Source organism: Streptomyces sp. NPDC043870, assembly GCF_056435785.1.
This window is the reverse complement of the sequence record NZ_JBWKDT010000006.1, coordinates 128,638-154,188: the sequence shown is the minus strand read 5'-3', so window position 1 is coordinate 154,188 and position 25,551 is coordinate 128,638. Positions and strand designations below refer to the sequence as shown.

The 25,551-nt window shown below is 71.1% G+C and carries 18 protein-coding genes and 2 pseudogenes; 17 read left to right on the top strand and 3 right to left on the bottom strand.

What is annotated here, in order from left to right; translation table 11 throughout:
* Nucleotides 1-203 precede the first annotated feature (203 nt).
* Nucleotides 204-668, top strand: a pseudogene (locus AC0699_RS10675) (hypothetical protein); the annotation flags it as partial.
* Here the strand turns inward: AC0699_RS10675 and AC0699_RS10670 are convergent.
* Nucleotides 669-1,664: an ATP-binding protein gene (locus tag AC0699_RS10670; RefSeq protein ID WP_478658211.1), complete on the bottom strand. Its 996-nt coding sequence runs from the start codon at nt 1,662-1,664 to the stop codon at nt 669-671.
* Between the two features lie 102 nt (nt 1,665-1,766).
* On the opposite strand from AC0699_RS10670, the gene AC0699_RS10665 reads away from it, so the two are divergent.
* Nucleotides 1,767-2,591, top strand: a complete 825-nt coding sequence (locus AC0699_RS10665) for a Fic family protein (RefSeq protein WP_478658209.1) — start codon at nt 1,767-1,769, stop codon at nt 2,589-2,591.
* Between the two features lie 370 nt (nt 2,592-2,961).
* Here AC0699_RS10665 and AC0699_RS10660 read toward each other — a convergent pair whose 3' ends face one another.
* Nucleotides 2,962-3,801: an HAD family hydrolase gene (locus tag AC0699_RS10660; protein WP_478658207.1), complete on the bottom strand. Its 840-nt coding sequence runs from the start codon at nt 3,799-3,801 to the stop codon at nt 2,962-2,964.
* 615 nt (nt 3,802-4,416) lie between these two features.
* On the opposite strand from AC0699_RS10660, the gene ssd reads away from it, so the two are divergent.
* From ssd to AC0699_RS10625, 7 genes and pseudogenes are all read left to right on the top strand, one after another.
* Nucleotides 4,417-5,514, top strand: coding sequence for a septum site-determining protein Ssd (gene ssd, locus AC0699_RS10655; protein WP_478658561.1), 1,098 nt, complete (start codon nt 4,417-4,419; stop codon nt 5,512-5,514).
* Nucleotides 5,511-6,659 carry a TadA family conjugal transfer-associated ATPase gene (locus AC0699_RS10650; protein WP_478658205.1) on the top strand — a complete coding sequence of 383 codons (1,149 nt, stop codon included), beginning with the start codon at nt 5,511-5,513 and terminating at the stop codon, nt 6,657-6,659. The genes ssd and AC0699_RS10650 overlap by 4 nt, the downstream gene beginning before the upstream one ends.
* Nucleotides 6,620-7,513, top strand: a complete 894-nt coding sequence (locus AC0699_RS10645; protein WP_478658203.1) for a type II secretion system F family protein — start codon at nt 6,620-6,622, stop codon at nt 7,511-7,513. The genes AC0699_RS10650 and AC0699_RS10645 overlap by 40 nt, the downstream gene beginning before the upstream one ends.
* Nucleotides 7,510-8,301: a type II secretion system F family protein gene (locus AC0699_RS10640; protein WP_478658201.1), complete on the top strand. Its 792-nt coding sequence runs from the start codon at nt 7,510-7,512 to the stop codon at nt 8,299-8,301. The genes AC0699_RS10645 and AC0699_RS10640 overlap by 4 nt, the downstream gene beginning before the upstream one ends.
* A 174-nt stretch (nt 8,302-8,475) precedes the next feature.
* Entirely contained in the window at nt 8,476-8,709 is a 234-nt protein-coding gene (locus tag AC0699_RS10635; RefSeq protein WP_478658558.1) for a DUF4244 domain-containing protein, read from the top strand.
* Between the two features lie 73 nt (nt 8,710-8,782).
* Nucleotides 8,783-9,115, top strand: a complete 333-nt coding sequence (locus AC0699_RS10630; RefSeq protein WP_478658199.1) for a TadE family type IV pilus minor pilin — start codon at nt 8,783-8,785, stop codon at nt 9,113-9,115.
* Nucleotides 9,112-9,375 (top strand): annotated as a pseudogene (locus AC0699_RS10625) (Rv3654c family TadE-like protein); the annotation flags it as partial. The gene AC0699_RS10630 and the pseudogene AC0699_RS10625, both read left to right, overlap by 4 nt.
* A gap of 40 nt (nt 9,376-9,415) precedes the next feature.
* Here AC0699_RS10625 and AC0699_RS10620 read toward each other — a convergent pair.
* Nucleotides 9,416-12,046 (bottom strand): DEAD/DEAH box helicase, encoded by a 2,631-nt coding sequence (locus AC0699_RS10620; protein WP_478658196.1) that lies wholly within the window; start codon nt 12,044-12,046, stop codon nt 9,416-9,418.
* A 79-nt stretch (nt 12,047-12,125) separates the two neighbouring features.
* Here AC0699_RS10620 and AC0699_RS10615 point away from each other — a divergent pair, with 79 nt between their 5' ends.
* The 8 genes from AC0699_RS10615 (at nt 12,126) to tmk (ending at nt 25,467) form a co-directional block, all read left to right on the top strand.
* Nucleotides 12,126-12,479, top strand: a complete 354-nt coding sequence (locus tag AC0699_RS10615; protein WP_003967428.1) for an STAS domain-containing protein — start codon at nt 12,126-12,128, stop codon at nt 12,477-12,479.
* Nucleotides 12,480-12,614: 135 nt separating this feature from the next.
* Nucleotides 12,615-13,061, top strand: coding sequence for an ATP-binding protein (locus AC0699_RS10610; protein ID WP_478658193.1), 447 nt, complete (start codon nt 12,615-12,617; stop codon nt 13,059-13,061).
* A 271-nt stretch (nt 13,062-13,332) separates the two neighbouring features.
* Nucleotides 13,333-15,729 (top strand): sodium-translocating pyrophosphatase, encoded by a 2,397-nt coding sequence (locus AC0699_RS10605; protein WP_478658191.1) that lies wholly within the window; start codon nt 13,333-13,335, stop codon nt 15,727-15,729.
* Nucleotides 15,730-15,946: 217 nt separating this feature from the next.
* On the top strand, nt 15,947-16,618 hold the full coding sequence (locus AC0699_RS10600) for a small secreted protein (RefSeq protein ID WP_478658556.1): 672 nt from the start codon (nt 15,947-15,949) through the stop codon (nt 16,616-16,618).
* 225 nt (nt 16,619-16,843) lie between these two features.
* A complete protein-coding gene (locus AC0699_RS10595) occupies nt 16,844-18,382 on the top strand; it encodes a DUF7059 domain-containing protein (protein WP_478658188.1) in 1,539 nt (512 codons plus the stop codon).
* 383 nt (nt 18,383-18,765) lie between these two features.
* Nucleotides 18,766-18,963 (top strand): hypothetical protein, encoded by a 198-nt coding sequence (locus AC0699_RS10590; protein ID WP_453662250.1) that lies wholly within the window; start codon nt 18,766-18,768, stop codon nt 18,961-18,963.
* 235 nt (nt 18,964-19,198) lie between these two features.
* A complete protein-coding gene (gene topA / locus AC0699_RS10585; RefSeq protein ID WP_478658185.1) occupies nt 19,199-22,084 on the top strand; it encodes a type I DNA topoisomerase in 2,886 nt (961 codons plus the stop codon).
* 179 nt (nt 22,085-22,263) lie between these two features.
* The gene (gene tmk, locus AC0699_RS10580; protein WP_478658183.1) at nt 22,264-25,467 is read left to right on the top strand and encodes a dTMP kinase; all 3,204 of its coding nucleotides are present in this window, start codon (nt 22,264-22,266) and stop codon (nt 25,465-25,467) included.
* Nucleotides 25,468-25,551 lie beyond the last annotated feature (84 nt).

Below are 25,551 nucleotides of genomic sequence, written 5' to 3'. Positions count from 1 at the left end.
TAATGCAGAGTAAAGAGAGCGGCATGATTTTCGGGGCAAATGGGGCACTCATTCACCCGTGTTGGTGATTAATCATTCGCGTCTGAAGCCCGGCCAGAAGCCCCCGCAGTTCGTCGTGTTCTCCTGGTGCGGCGCGGGAGAGGACAGTCGGAAGCACTTCTCCCACTTCCGCAAGGTCGGCAGGCGGTACGGCATGACGACGACGGGGCAACCGTGCCCCGCTCTTCATCGGCAACCACTTCGCGTCGTGGAACGGCGGCACGTACATGCGTGCCGTCGAGGAGACGATCGCAACGGTGTGCGTGAAGCGGGGCGTTCGATGTGTGTCGTTCCGGCAGCTCGCCGACTGGCTGGACGCACAGGACCCGAAGGTCCTGGCCAAGCTGCGCACCCTGAAGGTCGGCGAGGCGCTGAAGCGCGACTGGAAGGCCTTCATGGCCGCCGAGCGCACCAAACTCGCCAAGTCTCCCAAAACCGCCGGGTCCGCCGGGTCGGCCGGGTCCGCCCGGGCCGGCGTGACGGGCCCGGGCGAGGCGGCAGCGAGCAGCCCGCGCCTGGTGTGGCCGGTCCGCGACGGGACAGGGCTGAACCGGCCGGCAGTGGAAGGGAACGGGCTGAGCGGGACAGGGCTGGACCCCTGGCTCCGGCGCTGGACGGACCGGCCGTGATCAGGCCGGCTGCGGGGCGCTGATCTTCGCGGCCTGTTCCCCGAGCACGAAGGCGGGGTCGATCTGCGCGGCCAGATCGGCCCCCGTTTTCGCATTGCCCCAACTCTCCGCGTTCTTCAGATGGAAGTGCACCATCTGGCGCGTGTAGCGCTCCCAGTCGCGGCGGGCGTACGACGCGTCCGCCGCCTGCCGCAGCGTGTGCAGTGCGGCCTGGTTGGGCTCTTCAAGATGCTCGAAGCGGAGTGGACGGCCTTTCTCCAACGCCCGCACCCAGTCGGAGTGCCCGACGCTGACGAGCAGGTCGTCGCCCACTTCGGCGCGCAGGAAGTCCAGATCGTCCGGGCCCTGCACCTTGTTGCCGACGACCTTCAGCGCGACGCCGAAGTCCCGTGCGTACTCCTTGTACTGGCGGTAGACGGAAACGCCCTTGCGTGTCGGCTCGGCGACGAGAAACGTCATGTCGAAGCGGGTGAACATCCCGGAGGCGAAGGAGTCCGAGCCGGCTGTCATGTCGACCACGACGTACTCGTCCGCCCCGTCGACGAGATGGTTGAGGCAGAGTTCAACCGCCCCGACCTTCGAGTGGTAGCAGGCCACTCCGAGATCCGACTCGGTGAACGGGCCGGTCGCCATCAGCCGGATCCCGCCGTCGTCCAGCCGTACGCTCCGCGCGCAGGCCTCGTAGACCGGATTCTCCTCACGTACCCGCAGCAGCCGCGAGCCCTCGCCGGGAGGCGTCGTCTTGATCATCGTCTCGGCGGAGGCGATGCGCGGATTGCTGCCGCGCAGATAGTCCTTGATGAGCAGCAGCTGCGCGCCCATCGCGGGCAGCGCCGCGGCCTCGTCCTCGTCGAGACCGAGCGCCACGCCCAGATGCTGGTTGATGTCGGCGTCCACCGCGACGACAGGGGCCTGCCGCGCGGCGAGGTGGCGGATGAAGAGCGAGGACAGCGTGGTCTTGCCGCTGCCGCCCTTCCCTACGAAAGCGATCTTCATGTTCACCAACGGTAGTGGATCGATCGCGTGCCGTGTCCGCAGTGGGTGAAGAAGACCACTCCAAGGTGGGGCGGGTGCCGGGTGCGCGTAGCCTCCCTACTTATGAGTACGAACGCCTCTGACCCCTTGGCCGCGCTGGGTGCTCTTCCCGGGGTCGCGGATGCCGTGGACGCCGTGCGCAAGGCCGTGGACCGGGTCTACGGGCACCGCGTCATGCGGCGCCGCAGCACCGAGGTCACCTCGGAGGCCGCGCTACGCGGAGCCCGCGCCTCCGCGGCGCTCTCGGGCGCCGACTGGGCGCTGGAGGAAGTGCGCAGGCGCACAGACTTCGGGAGCGAGGAGGAGGCCCGTACCGTCGGAGCGGCGCTCCGGCTGACCGCTGAAGCGGGCCAGCTGCTGTCCATCTGGCGGCAGTCGCCGCTGCGGGTGCTGGCCCGGCTGCATCTGGTCGCGGAGGGCGGCGCCGCGCCCGACGAGACGGTCGGCAGGCCCCGGCTCGCCGGGGAGGCGGTCGACGAGCCGCTCATCGAGGCGCCTCTTCCGGATGCGGACGAGGTGGCCGGGCGTCTGGAGGGGCTCTCCGGGCTCATCATCGCGGGCAGTTCGGCTCCCGCTCTGGTGATGGCCGCAGTGGTGCACGGCGAACTGCTCGCCCTGCGCCCCTTCTCGTCGTCCAACGGCCTGGTCGCCCGGGCGGCGGAACGTATCGTCCTGGTCGGCAGCGGACTCGACCCGAAGTCGATCTGCCCGGCGGAGGTCGGGCACGCCGAACTCGGCAGTGCGGCGTACGTCGAAGCCTTCGACGGCTATCTGTCCGGGACTGCGGAGGGCATGGCGGCCTGGATCACCCACTGCGGCCGCGCGGTTGAACTGGGCGTACGGGAGTCGACGGCCGTGTGTGAGGCCCTGCAGCGCGGCGCGGCGTAAACGCGCCGCAGGCGCAAGCAGGTCCGCGGGTGCAAGAAGCCCGAAGGGGCAGAAAGAACGCAGAAAGGACCCGGACAAAAGGGTTGCGGCGGTACCGGGTGGTACCGCCGCTGGCATGTCGGCCCAGTTACCAAGCGTCCTCGATATGTTGCCCATCAGGTCGGGAACTTTGCCCGTCACCTGGTGCGGCTGGCCCGTAATCGACGGGTCGACGTCGCGTGGGTGCTCGGCGTCCATGCTTCGGTCCGTGGGGCCTTTGTTGCGTGATTGGTGATCCTCTCGGATGTCCCAGGTCTCGCGGGCCGTTAAGTCCTTTGTACTCCAGAGGCCCGGCAAGCGGAACCCCTGGCTGCTTTTTTTACTTTTGTTCTCAAATGCGGGCAAAGGCACTTCTGCGTCGGCTGGCGTACCAGACGAGGCCCGCGGTTGCCACTGCCGCACCGACCGCGGCCGCCGCGACGAGCGTGGGACGCGCCGGCATCGTGAACGCGGGAAGGCGCTGCTTCAGTCGTACCGGACGGTTGAAGATGAGGACCGGCCAGCCACGGGACGCGGCCTCGCGGCGCAGGGTCCGGTCCGGATTGACCACGAACGGGTGCCCAACGGACGCCAGCATGGGGATGTCGGTGATCGAGTCGCTGTACGCATAACAGCGCCCCAGGTCGTACCCCTCGGACTCGGCGAGTTCCTTGACCGCCTCGGCCTTGGTCGGACCGTACGCGTAGTACTCCACCTCTCCGGTGAAGCAGCCGTCGTCGCCGACGACCATGCGGGTGGCGACGACGCGGTCGGCGCCGAGCAACTCGCCGATCGGCTCGACGACCTCGGCGCCGGAAGTCGACACGATGACGACATCGCGGCCCTCGGCGTGGTGCTCCTCGATGAGGGACGCGGCCTCGTCGTAGATGATCGGGTCGATGCGGTCGTGCAGTGTCTCGGCGACGATCTCCTTGACCTGCTGCACATTCCAGCCCTTGCAGAGAGTGGACAGGTACTTGCGCATCCGCTCCATCTGGTCGTGGTCGGCGCCGCCCGCGAGGAAGACGAACTGGGAGTACGCAGTCCGCAGTACGTCGCGGCGGTTGATCAGTCCGCCGCGGTAGAAGGACTTGCTGAAGGTCAGCGTCGACGACTTCGCAATGACCGTCTTGTCCAGGTCAAAGAAGGCTGCTGTGCGTGGCAAGGAGTGGTTTTCCACGACGCAGAGCATAGGCGCCCACCATTCGGCGTAAGCTGGGGCGCGTGGGTTTGCCTGAGAAGGCTCTCGGGTACACCATGGAAGTCACGGATCGTTCGCGACCGTGCTAACCCGGTCCGACTCCTCCCCCCCCGAGTCGGCCGTGGGGACGACCCCCGCTCTCCCCCCCCGGCGGGGGTCGTCGCATGTCCGGACGCGTTTTCGTCCCTTGCATCTGATCGTTCTCCCCTCTCTGGGTCTTCGTCGGCGCCGCACTCGACGCCACCGCGTTCGTCACTCTACGTAGTGGTTGCGCTGCGCTCCGGAAGTCGGATCGGAAGTCACTGGTATGGGCTACCGGGATATTCACAAGTGGTGAGTTGTCCACAGTATTTGAGCAAGATCCACACGATTTTCCGGCGCGCTGCACGGTGATTCCGTCCGCGAAGTTCACGGACCGAAGGAATCACAGATCCCGTCTCGATCTCGCCGCGTGGTGAGAGCGGTACGGGACGGGTGCGGGCGGTCTGCTCGCCCCCGTGACTGCCACCGCGAAGCGCGGTGAGAGGGGGAGAAATCGTGGCGGGTTCCATCACATCAGGCGCGTCCGGTGCGCCGGGCAGGCCCGGTCCATCGGGTAACTCGGGTGTGTCCGGGGCGGCCGGCGGGCCGCCGGTTCCTGGCGAGCGCCGGGCCGGGCCTCTGATCGTCACGGAGGACCTGGCGCTGCTCGACGATCTGCTGCGGCTGTGCGCCGCGGCGGGTGCCGATCCGCAGGTCCACCACTCGGTGCCCGAGGAGCGAGGGAGCTGGGAGGGCGCGCCGCTGGTCCTTGTCGGGGACGATGCGGCCGCGCGCTGCAGGGGAGCCACCCGCCGACGGGGTGTGCTGCTCGTCGGTCGTGATCAGGACGATCCGCAGGTGTGGCGGCGGGCGGTGGAGATCGGTGCCGACTGTGTGCTGCGGCTGCCCGACGCCGAGGGCTGGCTCGTGGACCGGATCGCCGATGTGGCCGAAGGCGTCGGCCGGCCCGCGCTCACCGTCGGTGTGATCGGCGGCCGGGGTGGTGCGGGAGCCTCCACGCTGGCCTGCGCGCTCGCCGTGACAGCGGCCCGCGAAGGGCGGCGCACGATGCTCGTCGACGGCGACCCGCTGGGCGGCGGTCTCGATGTACTCCTCGGCGGGGAGCAGTCGGAGGGCAGGCGCTGGCCGGACTTCGCGGCGTCCAAGGGCCGGGTCGCCGGCGGCGCTCTGGAGGAGTCACTGCCGTCGGTGCACGGGCTGCGGGTGCTCAGCTGGGACCGGAGCGATGCGGTGGTGATCCCGCCGGAGGCCATGCGTTCGGTGCTGGCGGCCGCGCGCAGACGTGGCGGTGTGGTGGTCGTGGACCTGCCGCGCCGCGTCGACGAGGGCGTCGCGGAGGCGCTGGCGCAGCTTGATGTCGGGCTCCTTGTGGTGCCGGGCGAGCTGCGTGCGGTGGCCGCCGCGAGGCGCGTCGCGGCGACGGTGGGCATGGTGCTGGGCGATCTGCGGGCCGTGGTGCGCGGGCCGTACGCCTCGGGCCTGGACGAGCAGTGGGTGGCCGATGCGCTCGAGCTGCCGCTTGCGGGGGAACTGCCGGTGGAGGCAGGGCTGTTCGCCGATCTAGACGGCGGGGTTCCACCCGGCTCCGGTGCGCGGGGGCCGCTGGCCCGGTTCTGCTCGGCGTTCTGGGAGCGTGCGCTCGCGGGCGGTGGGGTGTCATGACGTCGGTTCTGCTCGAGGCCGTCAGGCAGCGGCTCGCCGAGAGTGGGGCCGACCCGACCCCGGCCAGGGTGGCGGCCGCGCTGCGGGCGCAGGGGCGGCTGCTCGGCGATACGGAAGTGCTTGGCGCCGCCGAGGAGTTGCGGTGCGAGCTGGTGGGGACGGGGCCCCTGGAGCCGCTGCTCGACGACCCCGCAGTGACGGATGTGCTGGTGTCGGCGCCCGACCGGGTGTGGGTGGACCGGGGCGGCGGGCTCCAGCTCACCGATGTCACCTTCTCCGATGCTGCGGCGGTGCGCAGGCTGGCGCAGCGGCTGTCGGCGGTGGCGGGGCGGCGGCTGGACGACGCTCGCCCCTGGGTGGATGCCAGGCTCCCCGACGGCACCCGGATGCACGCGGTGCTGCCCCCGGTGGCGGTCGGATCGACCTGTCTGTCGCTGCGGGTGGTGCGCCCCAGGGCCTTCTCGCTGGGGGAGCTGGTCGAGGCAGGGACGGTGCCGCCGGGCGGCGACCGGCTGCTCCGGGCGCTGATCGAGGCCAGGGTCTCCTATCTGATCAGTGGGGGCACGGGCTCGGGCAAGACGACGCTCCTGTCGACGTTGCTGGGGCTGGTCGGTGAACGCGAGCGGATCGTCCTGGCCGAGGACTCGGCGGAATTGCGGCCCGACCATCCGCATGTGGTGCGGCTGGAGTCCCGTCCGGCCAACCAGGAGGGTGCAGGCCTGGTCACCTTGCGGGACCTGGTGCGCCAGGCGCTGCGGATGCGGCCGGACCGACTCGTCGTGGGCGAGGTGCGTGGCTCCGAAGTAACCGATCTTCTGGCGGCGTTGAACACAGGGCATGACGGAGGCTGCGGCACGGTCCACGCGAATACGGCCGCGGATGTCCCGGCCCGTCTGGAGGCCCTGGGCACGGCGGCCGGACTGGACAGGGCCGCGCTGCACAGCCAGCTGGCGGCCGCGCTCTCGGTCGTGGTCCATCTCGTGCGGGACAGGGACGGACGGCGCCGGATCGCCGAGGTGCATGTGCTGGAGCGGGACGTGGCGGGGCTCGTGGTGACCGTTCCCGCGCTGCGGTGGGGCGCGGCGGGCTTCGCGCGGGAGCGGGGATGGGAGCGGCTGCGGTCGTTGGTCGGGGGTGCGTGGTGACGACGACGGCGATGTACGCGGCGGTATGCGCGGGAACCGCGGCATGGATGACGGTCGGCGGGGACCAGAGGGCACGGCGGTCAAGACTGATGCTCGCCGGCGGGGGCGCGGTTGAGCAGGTGCCCTGGTGGGGCGGGCAGCGGTGGCGGCAAGCGCGGCAAGCGGTGGGGCGGCTGCGGCGCGAATGGCTGTGCCTGCCACTGGCATTGGTACTGGCCGTCGCCGGGGAGTCGGTGCTTCCGCTGGTCGTGGGTGCGGTGGCGATTCCGCTGGTGGGGCGGCGGCTGAGGACAGGAGAGGGGAGGAGGGCCAGGGAGCAGAGGGCGGACGCGGTGATCGCGCTGTGCGGGGCCATCGCGGGCGAGCTACGGGCGGGCCGCCAGCCCGGACAGGCGCTACTGGCAGCCGGCCGGGCCACGGGGGCGCTCGGCGGGGCGGAGGCCGCCGTGCTGGCGGCCGCGCGTTTCGGCGGCGATGTGCCCGGGGAGCTGCGGCGGGCGGCGCGGGAGCCGGGCGCGGACGGGCTGGCCGGCCTGGCGGCCTGCTGGCTTGTCTCCGTGGGCAGCGGGGCGGGGCTGGCCTCCGGGCTGGACCGGCTGGAGGCGGCGCTCCGGGCCGAGCGGGACCAACGGGAAGGATTGCGAGCCCAGTTGGCCGGAGCGTGGTCGACGGTCGTCGTGCTGGCGCTGCTCCCGGTGGTCGGGCTGGGGCTCGGCTGGGCGCTCGGCGCCGATCCGCTGACAGTGCTGCTGCACACCCCCGCGGGCCTGGGGTGCCTGCTGGTGGGCGGGCTGCTGGAAGCGGCGGGTCTGTACTGGGCGGCGAGGATCGTGCGGACGGGAGAGCGGTCATGAGCGCCGAGTCCATCCACAGGCTGGGGGTCGCGGTCCCGTTGGCGTCGGCCGTGGTCTGGCTGGGCTGCGTGGTGGCCGGGTGGCGGCGCGAGCGGCGGGCACGCGGGCGGATCACCGCACTGCTCGCGGTGGAGCACGATCCTCGCTGGAAGTGGGCGCCCGCGTACATGGCGAGGGCGCGCAGCTGGGCCCCTCCGATGGCCGTGCTGATCACCGGCTGTGTCCTGGCCGGCGGGATCACCGGGTGCCTGCTGGGACTTGCCGGGGCGTACGGCCTGCGGAAGTGGCAGCAGGGCCGCGCGCGGGAGGGATCGGCGGCCGGTGCGGCCGGTGAGGAAGGGGCCGCGGAGCAGCTTCCGCTCGCCGCCGATCTTCTGGCGGCCTGTGTCTCGGCAGGAGCAGGTCCGCGCGAGGCGGCGGAAGCGGTGGGGGAGTCGCTCGGTGGCCCGGTCGGCCGGCGACTGGCGAAGGCCGCGGCCGAGTTGCGGCTGGGCAGCGAACCGTCGCAGGCCTGGGGGCGGTTCGGGGAGATACCGGGCGCCGCGGGGCTGGCCCGCTGTCTCGAGCGGGCCGGTTCCTCGGGGTCGCCGGCGGCGGGGCCGGTCTCCCGGCTGGCCGAGGGTCTCAGAGCGGACCGGGCCAGGACCGCCGCCTCACGGGCCCAGCGCGCACAGGTCCTGATCACCGCGCCGGTGGGGCTCTGCTTTCTGCCTGCGTTCCTGGCGATCGGAGTGGCTCCGGTGGTGATCGGCCTGGCGAGCGGACTGCTGCGCGGCAGCGGCAACTGATCTCAGGCGACTCGAACGACTCGAACGGCTCGAGCGAATCAAGCAACTCGGGTGAATCAAGCAACTCGGGCGGCTGGAATGACTTAAATGACTGAAATGACCAGAGTCATTGAAGTGGTTGAAGTGGCCGGAGTGACAACTGGCCCACGGACTCAGGAGGTTGGCATGAAGTGCATGGCACGGCTGAAGAACTGGACGGAGCTGGCGACTCGGGCGCGCACCGGGGCCCGGGCATGGCTGGACAAGAGGCGGGGGCGTACCGACGCGGGGATGACCACATCGGAGTACGCGATGGGAACGATCGCGGCGTGTGCCTTCGCCGCGGTCCTCTACAAGGTGGTGACGAGCGGGACGGTCTCGACGGCACTCGAATCTGTCATCGGCAAGGCGCTCAATGCGCAGTTCTGACCGTAGGGCGGCCGTCGGCAGAGCGTTACCTGGTGGGGCGGCCGTCGGCAGGGCGGTCGCCGACCGGGGGTCCGTGACAGCGGAGGCGGCGGTGGCCGTTCCGGCGCTGGTGGTGTTCGCCATGGCGCTGGTGTGGGCTCTGGTGGCGGCTTCCGCGCAGATCCAGTGTGTGGACGCGGCCAGGGCCGGGGCGCGGGCGGCCGCGAGATCGGAGCCGGAGGCCGCTGCGCTCGCCGCCGCCCGGTCGGCCGCCCCGCGCGACGCCAAGGTCTCGATGGGGCGGGACGGCGACCTCTGGCGGGTGCGGGTGGAGGCCGCGAGTCCCGGGCCGGGAGCGCTGGCCCTGACCCTGACGGCGGAAGCCGCTGCTCTCGCGGAGGACACGGTGGGGAGCAGCGCGCCATGAGGGGCCGCGACCGGGGCTCGGCGACTGTCTGGGTGGCCATGGCGGCGTGCGCGATGTGTGCGGTCTTCGCCGTGGTGCTCGCCATGGGCCAGGCGGTTGTCGCCCGACACCGCGCGGGCGCCGCGGCCGACCTGGCGGCGCTCGCCGCGGCGGACCGGGCTCTGGAGGGTGCGGGGCCGGCATGCGCTGCGGCGGCACGGGTGGCCCGCGCCCAGGGGGCGGCCGTGGTGCGGTGCGCGGTGACCGGCGAGACGGCCGATGTGACAGCCGAGGCGGCCCTCGGCCCGTACTCCCCGGAGGTCAGATCCCGCGCGGGTCCCCCGGATGGCCCAGCAGCCCCTCAGAAGTTTCGGAAGTTCCGCGCTCACGAGTCTCAGGAGCCTCAGCCTCCGAAGCCTCAGGAGTTGCAGGAGCCTCAGCCTCCGGAGCCTCCGGGCCCGACGGGAGGGACCCGGGCGGAGCCCCCGGAGCCGGAGTGGCCGGGGCCGGGGCCTTCCTGAGGAGGACGGTCAGGAGGCGGACGGCGGCCCGCTTGTGCAGCGGTTCGTTGCCGTTGCCGCACTTCGGGGACTGGATGCAGGACGGGCAGCCCGCGTCGCACTCGCAGGAGGCGATCGCCTCACGGGTCGCGGTCAGCCACTCACGGGCGGTGTGGAAGGCCCGCTCGGCGAAGCCCGCGCCGCCCGGGTGGCCGTCGTACACGAAGACGGTGGGCAGCAGGGTGTCCGGGTGCAGCGGGACGGAGACCCCGCCGATGTCCCAGCGGTCGCAGGTGGCGAAGAGCGGGAGCATCCCGATGGAGGCGTGCTCCGCGGCGTGCAGGGCGCCGCCCAGCTGTTCCGGGTTCACCCGGGCGGCCTCCATCTGGTCCTCGGTGACCGTCCACCACACGGCCCGCGTGCGCAGGGTGCGAGGCGGCAGATCGAGCTTGGTCTCGCCGAGCACCTCGCCGGTGATGAGCTTCCGGCGAAGGAAGGAGACGACCTGGTTGGTGACCTCGACGGAGCCGTAGCAGAGGCGGCCCGCGCCCCAGGGGACCTCGGTGTCGGTGTCCAGGATGGAGATGGAGGTGGTGTCGCGGGCAGTGGTGGAGTACGGCGGGTTCGCCTCCTCGACGAGGGCGACCGAATCCTCCAGGTCGAGCTGCTTCACCAGGTACGTACGGCCCTGGTGGAGGTGGACGGCCCCGTCGTGGACGGCGGCGTGGGCGGCCGGCTCGTCGACCGTGCCGAGCAGCCGGCCGGTCCCGGCCTCGACGATCTGCACCGGGCGGCCGCCCTCGCCCCGGATGTCGGTGAGGTCGGCGGCCCGCTCGCGGCGGGTCCAGTACCAGCCGGAGGTGCGCCTGCGCAGCAGTGCCGCGCTCTCCAGCTGCGGCAGCAGCTCGGGCACGGCAGGGCCGAACAGCTCAAGGTCGTCCTCCGTCAGGGGCAGCTCCGCTGCTGCCGCGCAGAGGTGCGGGGCCAGGACGTACGGGTTGTCCGGGTCCAGGACGGTGGACTCGACCGGCTGCTGGAACAGCGCCTCGGGGTGGTGGACGAGGAAGGTGTCCAGCGGGTCGTCGCGGGCGACCAGGACGGCGAGTGCGCCCTGCCCGGAGCGCCCTGCCCGGCCCGCCTGCTGCCAGAGCGAGGCCCGGGTACCCGGATAGCCCGCGATGACGACCGCGTCCAGGCCCGACACGTCGACGCCGAGCTCCAGTGCGGTCGTGGCGGCGAGCCCGAGCAGCTCGCCGGAGTGCAGGGCCTGCTCCAGGGCGCGCCGTTCCTCCGGCAGATAGCCGCCCCGGTACGCGGCGACCCGGCGGGCGAGGCTGCGGTCGACCTCGGCCAGGCGCTCCTGGGCGATGACGGAGATCAGCTCGGCGCCACGCCGGGAGCGCACGAAGGCGACCGTACGGACGCCCTGGACGGTCAGGTCGGTGAGCAGGTCGGCCGTCTCGGCCGTGGCGGTACGGCGCACGGGGGCGCCCTTCTCGCCGTGCAATTCGGTGAGCGGGGGCTCCCACAGGGCGAAGACGAGCTCGCCGCGGGGCGAGGCGTCGTCGGAGACCTCGGTGACGGGCAGGCCGGTGAGGCGCCGGGCGGCGACGGCCGGTTCCGCGGCGGTAGCGGAGGCGAGGAGGAAGACGGGGTTCGCGCCGTAGCGGGCGCAGACCCGGCGGAGGCGGCGCAGCACCTGGGCGACGTGGGAGCCGAAGACGCCCCGGTAGGTGTGGCACTCGTCGATGACGACGTAGCGCAGGGAGCGCAGGAAGGAGGACCAGCGAGGATGTGACGGGAGTATCCCGCGGTGCAGCATGTCCGGATTGGTGAGGACGTAGTTCGCGTACTGGCGGACCCATTCGCGTTCCTCGACGGGGGTGTCCCCGTCGTACACGGCGGGTCGTACACGGTTGCCGAGCGGGGCGGCGAGCTCCTTCACGGCGCGCCGCTGATCGGCGGCCAGGGCCTTGGTGGGGGCGAGGTAGAGGGCCGTGGTGCCCCGCCCGTTGGCCGCCTCGGCACCGTCCAGGAGCGTGGACAGGACGGGCGCGAGATACGCCAGGGACTTGCCCGAGGCGGTGCCGGTGGCGATCACGACCGACTCGCCGTCCAGGGCGTGCTCGGCAGCGGTGGCCTGGTGGGCCCAGGGGTGCTCGATGCCGGCCTGCTGGATGGCGCTGATCACTTCCGCGCGGATGCGGTGCGGCCAGACTGCATGGCGGCCCGGCCTGGGGGGCAAGTGCTCCGTATGAGTGATGCGCGCAGCCCGGCCCGCCCCCGCGGTGAGCCGGTCGAGGACCGTACCGGGGGAGGGGCGGGTTTCCCCGCTCTCGGAAGGACGTCTGGGACGGTGATTCATGGCCATCGGCACCGAGTGTGTCACCGGCGTGACGGACAATGGTCCTAAGGCGTCGTGCATGGCTGCTGGTAAGTGATTGAATGCCATCGCGGCTGGCGATCCGTCCCCTGGCTCCGTCGGGGAGACCCGAGGGGCGACCGCTCGATAGCAAGGTGCTGGAGGATCCGTGGACCTGTCCCTGTCGACTCGCAATGTGTCCGGCCCTGGCGGCGACCGCACGGTCGTCGAGGTCGGTGGCGAGATTGATGTGTATACCGCGCCCAAGCTGCGCGAGCAGTTGGTCGAGTTGGTGAACGACGGCAGCTACCACCTGGTTGTCGACATGGAGGGTGTGGACTTCCTCGACTCGACCGGCCTCGGCGTGCTTGTGGGCGGTCTCAAGCGTGTGCGTGCGCACGAAGGCTCGCTGCGCCTGGTCTGCAACCAGGAGCGCATTCTCAAGATCTTCCGGATCACTGGTCTGACCAAGGTGTTCCCCATTCACACCACGGTGGACGAGGCCGTCGCGGCGACCGACTGAGTCGTCCGGCGGGTCTCCGGAGGCTCCGGGTGATTCCGGAGACCTCCGGGGGTTCCGGAGGAAGCAAGGGTTCCGGGCGAAAGCCCGGGCCCCTGAGAAGCACGCTCGCACGCTCGTACGTCCGAGGGGGACCGCATGGCCACCGTTGAACTCCGCTTCAGCGCTCAGCCCGAGCACGTCAGGACCGCCCGCCTGGTGGCCGCTGCCGTGGCGCGCCGTGCCGGGGTCGACGAGGCCGTCCTGGACGAGGTCCGCCTCGCCGTCGGCGAGGCGTGCAGCCGGGCCGTCGGGCTGCACCGCAGCAGTGGCATCACCGCTCCCGTCCGGGTCGTCCTGACCGAGGAGGAGAAGACCTTCTCCATCGAGGTCGGCGACGAGGTCCCCCCTGAGGGAAACACCGGCGCGACCGGTCCGGGCACCGGTTCCGCAGAGCAGGCCCGGGACACGGAGAGTGACGGCGATGACCAGATGGGCCTCGCGGTGATCAGTGGGCTCGTCGACGACGTCGAGGTGACGTCCGGGGAGCACGGCGGCGTCATCCGTATGAGCTGGCCCAAGAATCCGGCCACGATCGTGCCATGACGGTATGACCGTCCGGCCGCGTCACGCTGACGTCGGCGCGTTCGCCCGCTCCTTCGAGAGGCCCTGCTGAGCAGGGCCTTTTTCATTTCCCTAGATCATGGATCAAGCGTCAATGCCTTTGTCCCATTACCGCTTTCGGGGGGATTCCTGAGCCGCGATAGTTTGCTGAGTAGCAACTGAAGGTCAATTCCATTTGTCGCGCCCTGTTTTGATCAGGATCCGCTCCCTACAATCCGTCCACATCTTGAGCTCTGAACGTCAAGGAGGACGAATGGCGGGGCTCTTCAACCCACACCTGCCCGACTACCCCACTTCTCTCGCAGCCGCGGTGCTCACCGATGACAATCGGATGATCGTCATTGTCATCGCGGCCGTGGCGCTGGCGGCGCTGATCGTCGCCCAGCTGCTGGTACGCCAGGTACTGGCGGCCGGTGAAGGCACCGATTCCATGAAGAAGATCGCAGCAGCCGTACAGGAAGGCGCGAATGCCTATCTGACACGGCAGTTGCGCACGCTCGGCATCTTCGCCGTCGTGGTCTTCTTCCTGTTGATGTTGCTGCCGGCCGACAACTGGTCGCAGCGCGCCGGACGTTCGGTATTTTTCCTGGTGGGCGCGCTGTTCTCGGCGGTCACCGGTTACATCGGCATGCGTCTTGCCGTACGAGCCAATGTCCGTGTGGCCGCGGCCGCGCGTGAAGCGACACCGACGGAGGGCGAGCCGGAAAAGGATCTGACGGCCGTCTCGCACAAGGCCATGAAGATCGCTTTCCGTACGGGCGGTGTGGTCGGCATGTTCACGGTGGGCCTCGGCCTGCTCGGTGCCTCCTGCGTGGTTCTCGTCTACGCCGCGGACGCCCCCAAGGTGCTCGAGGGCTTCGGCCTCGGCGCTGCGCTCATCGCCATGTTCATGCGTGTCGGCGGCGGCATCTTCACGAAGGCCGCGGACGTCGGCGCCGACCTCGTCGGCAAGGTCGAGCAGGGCATCCCCGAGGACGACCCGCGCAACGCCGCCACCATCGCCGACAACGTCGGTGACAACGTCGGCGACTGCGCGGGCATGGCCGCCGACCTCTTCGAGTCGTACGCCGTGACGCTCGTCGCCGCACTCATCCTCGGCAAGGCCGCCTTCGGTGATCTGGGCCTGGCCTTTCCGCTGATCGTCCCGGCGATCGGCGTGGTCACCGCGATGATCGGTATCTTCGCGGTCGCCCCGCGGCGCGCCGACCGCAGCGGGATGACGGCCATCAACCGCGGATTCTTCATCTCTGCGGTGATCTCGCTCGTCCTGGTGGCCGCGGCCGTGTTCGTGTATCTGCCGTCCTCGTACGCGGAACTGAACGGTGTCACCGACGTGGCGATCAAGGCCCACGCCGGCGACCCGCGCATCCTCGCGCTCGTGGCCGTCGCCATCGGCATTGTGCTGGCCGCCCTCATCCAGCAGCTGACGGGGTACTTCACCGAGACGAACCGTCGTCCCGTCCGTGACATCGGCAAGTCCTCGCTCACCGGCGCGGCCACCGTCGTCCTCGCCGGTATCTCCATCGGCCTCGAATCGGCCGTCTACACCGCGCTGTTGATCGGTCTCGGCGTCTACGGGGCGTTCCTGCTCGGCGGTGCGTCGATCATGCTCGCGCTGTTCGCGGTGGCGCTGGCCGGTACCGGGCTGCTCACCACCGTCGGTGTCATCGTCGCCATGGACACCTTCGGCCCGGTCTCCGACAACGCCCAGGGCATCGCCGAGATGTCGGGTGACGTCACGGGCGCGGGCGCGCAGGTCCTGACCGACCTCGACGCCGTCGGCAACACCACCAAGGCCATCACCAAGGGCATCGCCATCGCGACCGCCGTTCTCGCCGCGGCGGCGCTCTTCGGCTCGTACCGCGATGCGATCGCCACCTCCGTCGCGGAGGTGGGTGCCAAGGCCGCGGAGATGAACCTGAGCCTGGACGTCTCGCAGCCCAACAACCTGGTGGGCCTGGTCCTCGGTGCGGCCGTCGTGTTCCTCTTCTCCGGGCTGGCGATCAACGCGGTCTCCCGGTCGGCCGGTTCGGTGGTCTACGAGGTGCGGCGGCAGTTCCGCGAGCATCCCGGGATCATGGACTACAGCGAGAAGCCGGAGTACGGACGCGTCGTCGACATCTGCACCAAGGACGCGCTGCGCGAACTGGCCACACCCGGCCTGCTCGCCGTGATGGCGCCGATCGCGGTCGGCTTCACCTTCGGAGTCGGCGCTCTGGGCTCGTACCTTGCGGGTGCCATCGCCACCGGCACGCTCATGGCCGTCTTCCTCGCCAACTCCGGTGGCGCGTGGGACAACGCCAAGAAGCTCGTCGAGGACGGCCACCACGGCGGCAAGGGCAGCGAGGCGCATGCCGCGACGGTCATCGGCGACACGGTCGGCGATCCGTTCAAGGACACCGCGGGCCCCGCGATCAACCCGCTGCTGAAGGTGATGAACCTGGTGGCACTGCTGATCGCGCCCGCGGTGGTGCAGTTCAGCTACGGGGACGACTCCAACGCGGGCGTACGGGCCGCGGTCGCGGCGCTGGCGATCGCGGTCATCATCGGTGCCGTGTACATCTCCAAGCGACGTTCCGTCGCCATGGGTGACGAAGACAACGCCGCCGAACGGTCGGCGAAGTCACCGGACCCTGCGGTCGTTTCGTAGTAAACCTCACACCGCAATAGAAACGCCTGCTCAAGGCGTGGGCGGGCGGCGCGGATTGACGCGCCGTCCGCCCATTTCCGTGCGCCGGGTGAGCCTTGTCTCTCTTGGTGCAAATGGGCGCAATAGTCTAAATACCGGACGTTCAGCATGCAGCTGTCGCCCACTTGGCGTGTATGTTCCGGGGCCGAGAGCCTTGGAAGGGACCGATGCGGTGAAGGTGAACAAGAAGCTTGCGGCCGCGCTGTCCGGCGGCGCGGTACTGGTGCTCGCGCTGTCGGGCTGCACGAGCGACGACGGCGACGGCAAGGTGAATGCCTGGGCCAAGACGGTCTGCGACCAGGCACAGCCGCAGATCCAGAAGAGGGCCAACGCCCAGCAGACGATCATCTCGACCGCCGCGGACGGCAAGCCCGCAGACATTCAGACCGCCGACTCGAAGGCCTTCCAGGACATCGCCGAGGCGAACAAGGCTCTGGCCACGGCCGTGCAGGCGGCCGGCGTGCCGCCGGTCGACAACGGCGAGAAGCTGCAAGAGGACGCCGTCAAGGAACTCAACGCCACGTCGACGGCCTACCTCAACCTCAAGAAGCAGGTGGACGCGCTCGATCCGGAGGACCAGCAGAAGTTCGCCGACGGGCTGCAGGACATCGCGGACGGTCTGAAGAAGATCGAGAAGATGGACCAGGACGCCCTGGCCAAGCTGCAGTCCGGTGACTTGGGCAAGGCGATGGGGCAGCAGCCGGGCTGCCAGAAGGTCAAGCCCTCGGTGAAGCCGACCGGTGCGACGAGCGAGCCCACGAAGCCGGGATCAGGTTCGTCGAAGCCGGCCGCCGAGCCGTCGAACGCCACGGGCCCGTCGAAGTCCGCCGGCGCCTCGAAGTCGTCCTAGGAAGTGTCCTCGAAGTAGCCACCGGACCGGACCGGGAGCACGTGTACGACTGATCCCGGCCGGTCCCGGGGTCCGCACCGGGGCCGCCCTGGTCGCCCAGCCGCCTGGTCGCCCGCCCGTCGCCTCGCCCCCCGCCCGTCCGGCGGCCGGCCCCCGGCCGGATCCCGGGGCTCCGGATGCGCGCGGCAGGGGCGGGCGGCGTGGCCCGCGGGTGAGAATGGGCGCGTGAGTACGACCAGCCTTGCCTCAGGCCTCCCCGTGCCCGACCAGTCCGCCCGGCTCCGCGACGCCCTGCTCGCCGCCGACTTCACCGCCGACGGGCTGCTCGACCTGCTCGGCGCGCCCGCATACGCGGCGCTCGCCCGCAGCGAGACCGTGCCGGCGGTGCGCGCTACCCGAGGCGACTCACCTCTGGAAACCCTCGTACGGCTCTTCCTGCTGCAACGGACGGTGGCGCCCGAGCGTGCGCGGGCCGCGCTGCCGCTGGACGAGGCGCTCGCCGACGGCTGGGTGGTCAAGGGCGGCGACGGTATCCGGGCGACGGTGGATGTGCGCCCGTACGGCGGCCCCGAAGGGCAGGACTGGTTCATCGTCTCCGACCTGGGCTGTGCGGTCGGCGGGGCCGGCGGGGCCGGCGGCCAGGGGGAGGGCGTCGTGCTCGGCGTCGGTGGGGCGTCCACCACGCTCGCCGGGATCACGGTGCGTACGCCCGTGACCTCCGCCCTCGACGTCGGTACGGGCTCCGGCATCCAGGCTCTGCACGCCACCCGGCACGCCACCCGCGTCACGGCCACCGATCTGAACCCCCGGGCGCTGGCGTTCACCCGGCTCACCCTCGCGCTGTCCGGGGCACCCGAGGCCGATCTGCGGGAGGGCTCGCTCTTCGCGCCGGTCGAGTCGGAGACGTACGACCTGATCGTGTCGAATCCGCCCTTCGTCATCTCTCCCGGCGCCCGGCTCACCTACCGGGACGGCGGGATGGGCGGGGACGATCTCTGCCGCTCGCTCGTTCAGCAGTCGGGGGAGCGGCTGAACGAAGGGGGGTTCGCGCAGTTCCTCGCCAACTGGCAGCACGTGGAAGGGGAGGACTGGCAGGAGCGGGTGCGCTCCTGGGTGCCGCGCGGGTGCGATGCCTGGATCGTGCAGCGCGAGGTGCAGGACGTGACGCAGTACGCCGAGCTGTGGCTGCGGGACAGCGGTGACCACCGCACCGCTCCCGAGGAGTACACGGCGCGGTACGACGCGTGGCTGGACGAGTTCGAGGCGCGCGGGACCAAGGCGGTCGGCTTCGGCTGGATCACGCTCCGGAAGTCCGGGGCGGAGCAGCCGTCGATCGTCGTCGAGGAGTGGCCGCACCCCGTCGAGCAGCCCCTCGGCGAGACCGTGGGGGCCCACTTCGCGCGGCAGGACTATCTCCGGACGCACGACGACGCGGCGCTGCTCGCCGAGCATTTCGTGCTGGCGGACGAAGTGGTGCAGGAGCAGGTCGGGCTGCCCGGCGCCGAGGACCCCGAGCACGTCGTGCTGCGGCAGAACCGGGGCATGCGGCGTGCCACGAAGGTGGACACGGTAGGCGCGGGTTTCGCGGGCGTCTGCGACGGCACGCTGAGCGCCGGGCGGATCCTCGACGCCATCGCGCAGCTCGTCGGCGAGGACCCGGTGATGCTGCGGGACCGTACGCCGGAGGCGATCAGACTCCTGGTCCAGGAAGGCTTCCTGGAGCCCGCACGCTCCGGCGACGAGTCTGCACGCGCCGGCGACTGAGGGGGGCGCTCGCAGCCCGAGCAGCCCCTTCCGGCCGCCGCAAGTCGGTCCCGCCCCCCGCCGGCCGACATTTCTCGTACGAAATTGGCCATTGTTCGCGTGGCGGGCAATGGCTGCAATGCTCCGGCGGGGAACCGCCAGGAGGCCCGACCGGCTCCGGCCCGGTTCGCCGTCGGCGCGGAACCGGCCCGGACGGGCGGGCTCCGGAAAACCTCCTGTCTGGGGCGGGCAGCCTGCTGAAGGCGTTCTTCCGGGGTGGGCTCGGGGCGGCGCCGGCCGGGTGAACCCGTAGTGCGTTCACCCGGAATTCGCGTGGGCGACGCCCGGAGGTGTCAGTCTCGGCCCCGGCGTCCCGGGATCAGGCCGAGGAGTGGGAGACGCATATGGAGAGCGGTCCGGCGATCTTCGCGGGAACGGCGTTCGCGCTGTTCGGAGCCGCACTGCTGGTGTGGACGGGAGCACGCGTCCTGCACCGCGCACCGGTCGCGCACGGCGTGAATCCCGCCACGGCGGCCACCCTCGCAGCGATCTTCGGGGCCCTGTTCCTGGTCGCCGGCGTCTGGTGCTTCAGCCGCGCCTGAACGCCTTCCGGGCCGGACCCCGCCCGGCACGCCCTGACGCACACAGTGGGAGTCCGGGCGGCAGGAATGCCTGGAGTCGGGTTACCGTTCGAGTGGCCGTTGCGAGCTTTTGCCGTTTGACACGGGGGCGGGTTGTACCGTCACACTCCGCAGCGACAGCAGTGCAGTGCGGCCGTACGTCGTGCCTTGTACGCCGTACGTGACCACCGAGCGTCGACCGGAGAGAAGAGCGAAGTTGTCCCCGACCAGCGAGACCGCACAGGGCGGCCGCCGACTCGTCATCGTCGAGTCGCCTGCCAAGGCGAAGACGATCAAGGGCTACCTCGGCCCCGGCTATGTCGTCGAGGCAAGCGTCGGGCACATCCGCGACCTCCCGAACGGCGCGGCCGAGGTCCCCGAGAAGTACACCGGCGAGGTCCGCCGGCTCGGCGTGGACGTCGAGCGCGACTTCCAGCCGATCTATGTCGTCAACGCCGACAAGAAGGCGCAGGTCAGGAAGCTCAAGGAGCAGCTCGCCGAGTCCGACGAGCTCTACCTCGCCACCGATGAGGACCGCGAGGGCGAGGCCATCGCCTGGCACCTCCTCGAAGTCCTCAAGCCCAAGGTCCCCGTCCACCGGATGGTCTTCCACGAGATCACCAAGGACGCGATCCGCGAGGCCGTCGCCAACCCGCGCGAGCTCAACAAGCGTATGGTCGACGCCCAGGAGACACGCCGTATCCTCGACCGCCTCTACGGCTACGAGGTCTCGCCGGTTCTCTGGAAGAAGGTCATGCCGCGGCTGTCGGCGGGCCGCGTTCAGTCCGTGGCGACCCGCCTCGTCGTCGAGCGCGAGCGCGAGCGCATCGCCTTCCGCTCCGCCGAGTACTGGGACCTGACCGGCACGTTCTCCACCGCCCGCGCCGGATGGGGGTCCCCCCGGCCGGAGGCTGGGGGAGCGTCCGACCCGTCGGCCTTCACGGCTCGTCTGAGCAGCGTCGACGGGCAGCGTGTCGCCCAGGGCCGGGACTTCGGCCCGGACGGCAGGCTCAAGTCCGGCCAGGTGCTGCACCTCGACGAGGCGAACGCGCGCGCCCTCAGGGCCGCGCTGGAGAACGCCTCGTTCTCGGTCCGCTCGGTCGAGTCGAAGCCGTACCGCCGCTCGCCGTACGCCCCGTTCCGTACGACCACCCTCCAGCAGGAGGCGTCGCGCAAGCTGGGCTTCGGGGCCAAGGCCACGATGCAGGTCGCGCAGAAGCTGTACGAGAACGGCTTCATCACCTATATGCGTACGGACTCGACCACGCTGTCCGACACCGCCGTCGCGGCGGCCCGGGCGCAGGTCACGCAGCTGTACGGCGGCGACTACCTGCCGGAGAAGCCGCGCACGTACGCCGGAAAGGTCAAGAACGCGCAGGAGGCGCACGAGGCGATCCGTCCGTCGGGCGATCGTTTCCGCACTCCGGCCGAGACGGGGCTGACCGGCGACCAGTTCCGGCTCTACGAGCTCATCTGGAAGCGGACCGTTGCCTCCCAGATGAAGGACGCGGTCGGCAACTCCGTCACCGTCAAGATCGGTGGCGTCGGCTCCGACGGCCGGGACGCCGAGTTCTCGGCCTCCGGCAAGACGATCACGTTCCACGGCTTCATGAAGGCGTACGTCGAGGGCGCGGACGACCCCAACGCCGAGCTGGACGACCGGGAGCGCCGGCTGCCGCAGGTCGCCGAGGGCGACGCGCTGACCGCCGAGGAGATCACGGCGGACGGCCACGCGACCAAGCCGCCGGCCCGCTACACCGAGGCCAGCCTGGTCAAGGAGCTGGAAGAGCGCGAGATCGGCCGCCCGTCGACGTACGCGTCGATCATCGGCACGATCCTCGACCGCGGATACGTCTTCAAGAAGGGGACGGCGCTCGTGCCGTCGTTCCTCTCCTTCGCCGTGGTCAACCTGCTGGAGAAGCACTTCGGCCGGCTGGTCGACTACGACTTCACCGCCAAGATGGAGGACGACCTCGACCGCATCGCGCGGGGCGAGGCCCAGGCGGTGCCGTGGCTGAAGCGGTTCTACTTCGGCGAGGGCACGGGAGAGGGTGGCGCCGCCGAGGCGGGGAACGGCGACGGCGACCACCTCGGTGGCCTCAAGGAGCTCGTCACCGACCTCGGTGCGATCGACGCACGCGAGATCTCGTCCTTCCCGGTCGGCAACGACATCGTGCTGCGCGTCGGCCGGTACGGCCCGTACGTGGAGCGCGGCGAGAAGGAGTCGGAGGGCCACCAGCGCGCCGACGTCCCCGCCGACCTCGCGCCCGACGAGCTGACCGTCGAGCTGGCGGAGGAGCTGCTGGCCAAGCCGAGCGGCGACTTCGAGCTGGGCAAGGACCCGGTCACCGGGAACGAGATCGTCGCGAAGGACGGCCGTTACGGCCCGTACGTCACGGAGATCCTGCCCGAGGGCACACCGAAGACCGGCAAGAACGCGGTCAAGCCGCGGACCGCCTCGCTCTTCAAGTCGATGTCTCTCGATACGGTGACGCTGGAGGACGCGCTCAGGCTGATGTCGCTGCCGCGCGTCGTCGGCAAGGACGCCGAAGGCGTGGAGATCACCGCCCAGAACGGCCGCTATGGCCCGTACCTGAAGAAGGGCACGGACTCGCGCTCCCTGGAGACCGAGGACCAGCTCTTCAGCATCACGCTGGACGAGGCGCTGGCGATCTACGCCCAGCCCAAGCAGCGGGGCCGTGCCGCGGCCAAGCCGCCTCTGAAGGAACTGGGCACGGACCCGGTGAGCGAGCGTCCGGTCGTGGTGAAGGACGGCCGCTTCGGTCCGTACGTCACCGACGGCGAGACCAACGCGACCCTGCGGACCGGCGACAGCGTGGAGGAGATCACTCCGGAGCGCGGCTACGAGCTGCTCGCCGAGAAGCGCGCCAAGGGACCGGCGAAGAAGGCCGCCAAGAAGGCTCCCGCGAAGAAGACGGCGGCCAAGAAGACGGCTGCGAAGAAGACGACGACGGCCAAGAAGACCGCCGCGAAGAAGACGACCGCAAAGACCACGACCGCCAAGAAGACGACGGCGAAGACGGCTGCGAAGACAGCTGCGAAGAAGACGGCGGCCACGAACTCGTCCGCCTCGGAGGAGTAGCGGCGGGAGTCGTCCGCCTCGGACGAGCACCAGCAGTAGCGGAAGGGTGCCACCCTGGGGGTGGCACCCCTTCCGTTCTTTCCGTCAGATCGCCTCTTCCGTCGGATCACCGCCAGATCGCCGCCCATTTGTTCGGGCTGGGCCTCCGGGGAGCAATGCGCTCCGGATAGGCTGGGCGGATGACGCGAGCCGAGCAGCCAACGGCCCAGAGCCCCACCTCTGACCCCGGTGCACTTGCCGCAGACGCCCTAGCCGCGGATTCACGCGAGCGCGCCGTCAGGGCGCTGCTGCGCGTACCCGCGCTGCGGCGCCTGTGGGGTGCGCAGCTCGTCGGCGGCATCGGTGATGCCCTGGCGCTGCTGGTGCTGGTCCTGCTGGCGCTTCAGGCGGCGGTCTTCGAAGGCGCGTTCGGCGGTGGGTACCGAGGTGCCGCCTTCGCCGTCTCCGCCGTGTTCGGCGCCCGTATCCTCGCCACCCTCCTCTTCGGAGCGGTGCTGCTCGGTCCGCTCACGGCACTCACGGCGCCCAGCGGCCCGCTCGACCGCCGCTGGACGATGATCGGGGCCGACGGCGTCCGCATCGCACTGCTGGTCATCGCCCCGCTGTGGATCGACTGGACCCCGGACAGCGCTCTCGCGTATCTCCTGGCGACGGTCTTCGTCGCCGGTGTCGCCGAGCGGTTCTGGACGGTGGCCCGGGAGAGCGCGGCGCCCGCCCTGCTGCCCGCGCCGCCCCTGGAAGGTGCCGCGGTACGGCCGCTTCCGGATCACCATGACGCGCTGCGCCGGCTCTCCCTCCGTACCGCCTTCGCGGTGATCCCCGCAGGGGCCGCCGTCCTGCTCGTCGCCACGCTGATCGGCAATCTGCTCGGCTCCGGCATCGAGTGGTTCTCGCTCCACCAGGCGGCCCTCGGGTCGTACGTCGCGGCGGGGCTCTTCGCCGCTTCGTTGTCCGTCCTGTCTGCCATCGAGCTTCCGGACGCGCAGACTCCGCGCCCCCGTTCTCCCCTTGAGGGCCTGCGCCGCCCGTCCACGGGCAGCGGACTCGACAAGGGCCGTACGGGCGCGGTGCCGCTGCTCGTCCTGGCCTGCGCCTCGGTCGCCGGAGCCATCGCCTCCGCCGCGGCCGTCGCCGTACTGCACGCTCGTGATCTGGGCGGCGGCCCGGTCGCCTTCGCGCTGCTCGTCCTCGCGCTGACCGGCGGGACGGGCCTGGGCATCCGCGGCGCCAAGGCCGTGCTGCCCGCCCTGTCGCGCCGCCGGCTGCTGGCGCTTGCCATCGCCGTCGCGGGTATCGCGCTGCTGGCCCTCGGACTCGTACCGGACACGGCGACCGTGCTGTTCCTCGCCGTCCTCGCGGGCGGCGCGGCCGGAGTCGCTGCGGCCACCGGGCACGCACTCATCGACCTGGAGACCGAGGAGTACCGGCGCCCGCGGATCACCGAGCATCTGCAGGCCGTCGTCCGGGTCTCGATCGCTCTCGGCGCGATCGCCGCCCCGCTGCTCGCCGCCGCGATCGGCCCGCACCGCCTCGCCAGCGGCGACTTCGTCTTCGCGCACGGCGGCGCCGCCTTCACCCTGATGCTGGTCGGCGCGCTGCTGCTGCCGGTCGCCGTGATCGTCCTCGCCAGGACCGACGACCGCTCCGGCGTGCCGCTGCGCCGCGATCTGGCCGACGCGGTCCGGCGCGGCGCGGACCCGGCGCAGGCGCCCTCCGCCACCGGCTTCTTCATCGCCATCGAGGGTGGCGACGGCGCGGGCAAGTCCACGCAGGTGGATGCGCTCGCGGAGTGGATCCGCGCCAAGGGCCACGAGGTCGTCGTCACTCGCGAACCGGGCGCGACGCCGGTCGGCAAGCGACTCCGCTCGATCCTGCTCGACGTCTCGTCGGCCGGTCTGTCGCACCGCGCGGAGGCGCTGCTGTACGCTGCCGACCGCGCCGAGCACGTCGACACGGTCGTCCGGCCGGCGCTGAAGCGCGGCGCGATCGTCATCTCCGACCGGTACATCGACTCGTCCGTCGCCTACCAGGGCGCGGGCCGCGATCTGTCCCCGACCGAGATCGCCCGGATCTCGCGCTGGGCCACGGACGGGCTCGTTCCGCACCTGACGGTGCTGCTCGACGTCTCCCCGGAGACCGCCCGGGAGCGGTTCACGGAGGCGCCGGACCGGCTGGAGTCCGAGCCCGCGGAGTTCCATCAGCGGGTACGGGCCGGATTCCTGACCCTGGCCGCGGCCGACCCGGGCCGCTACCTGGTGGTGGACGCGGGCCAGGAACCGGAGTCCGTGACCACGGTCGTACGGCACCGGCTCGACCAGATGCTGCCGCTCTCCGAAGCCGAGGTGAAGGCCCAGGAGGAGGCGCGGAAGGCCGCCGAGGAGGAGGTCCGCCGCAAGGCCGAGGAAGAGGCCGCCCGGAAGGCGGAGGAGGAGCGCCTGGAGCGCGAGCGCCAGGAGCAGCTCGCCAAGCTGCGTGCCGAGGAGGAGGAGCGCAAGCGCCGCGAGCTGGAGGAGGCGCGGCAGCGCGAGGCCGAACGGCAGGCGGAGGAGGCCAGGCAGCGCGCCGAGGAGGCGCGGCGGCTGGCCGAGGAGGAGCGGCGTCGGCGTGAGGCCGAGGAGAAGATCCGCCGGGAGGAGGCGGAGCGTCGTCGTCGGCAGGCCGAGGAAGAGGCCCGTCTGCGCGCGGAGGCGGAGGAGCGGCGCCGCGAGAAGCAGCGCAAGGCGGAGGAGGCTTTGCTGCGGGCGGAGGAGGCCCGCAGGGCCGCGGAGGCGGCGGCTGCCGCGACTGCGGCGACCGCTGCGGAGACCACTGTGCCCACGCCTGTGGTGGCGCCCGGAGCGAACGATGTGACGCAGACGGTGGAAACGCCGCTGCCGCCCGCCGCCGAGCCGCGCCCGCGCGTCGAGATGACGAAGCAGGACGAGGAGACGACGGTCCTGCCGCAGGTCCCGGACGCGGCTTCGGACGCGGCTTCGGGGGCGGTCTCGGGGGCTGCGGAGACGACGGTGCTTCCCCCGGTGCGGGACGAGGGTCCGACGGCCGCGGCCGATGAGACCGCGGTCCTGCCGCCCGTACGGGACGCCGGCACCTCCGGAGCCGGTGCTTCCGGAGCCGGTGCCACGGCGGACGAGACAGCGGTGCTTCCGCCCGTACGGGACACCGCCCCGGCACATCGCGTGCCCCCGGGCATCTTCCGGGACGAGCAGCCGACGGGCGCGGCCGACCGAACCCGTGAGCTGCCGCAGGTCGACGACGAGGGACGGCCGCGCCGCCGCTCCGACTGGGCGGAGGAGACCCCGCTGGACGACCTCCCGACCCTGGCGGACGAGCTGCTGGGCCCGCACGACGACGACGAGAACGGCCGTTACGGGCGGCGGGGCTAGCTAGGCCCTGTCTTTCGGATCTTGCCTGCCCACGTCGAGGGCGTGCACGCGTTGTCCACAGGTGGCGGGGGCTGTCGGACCCCT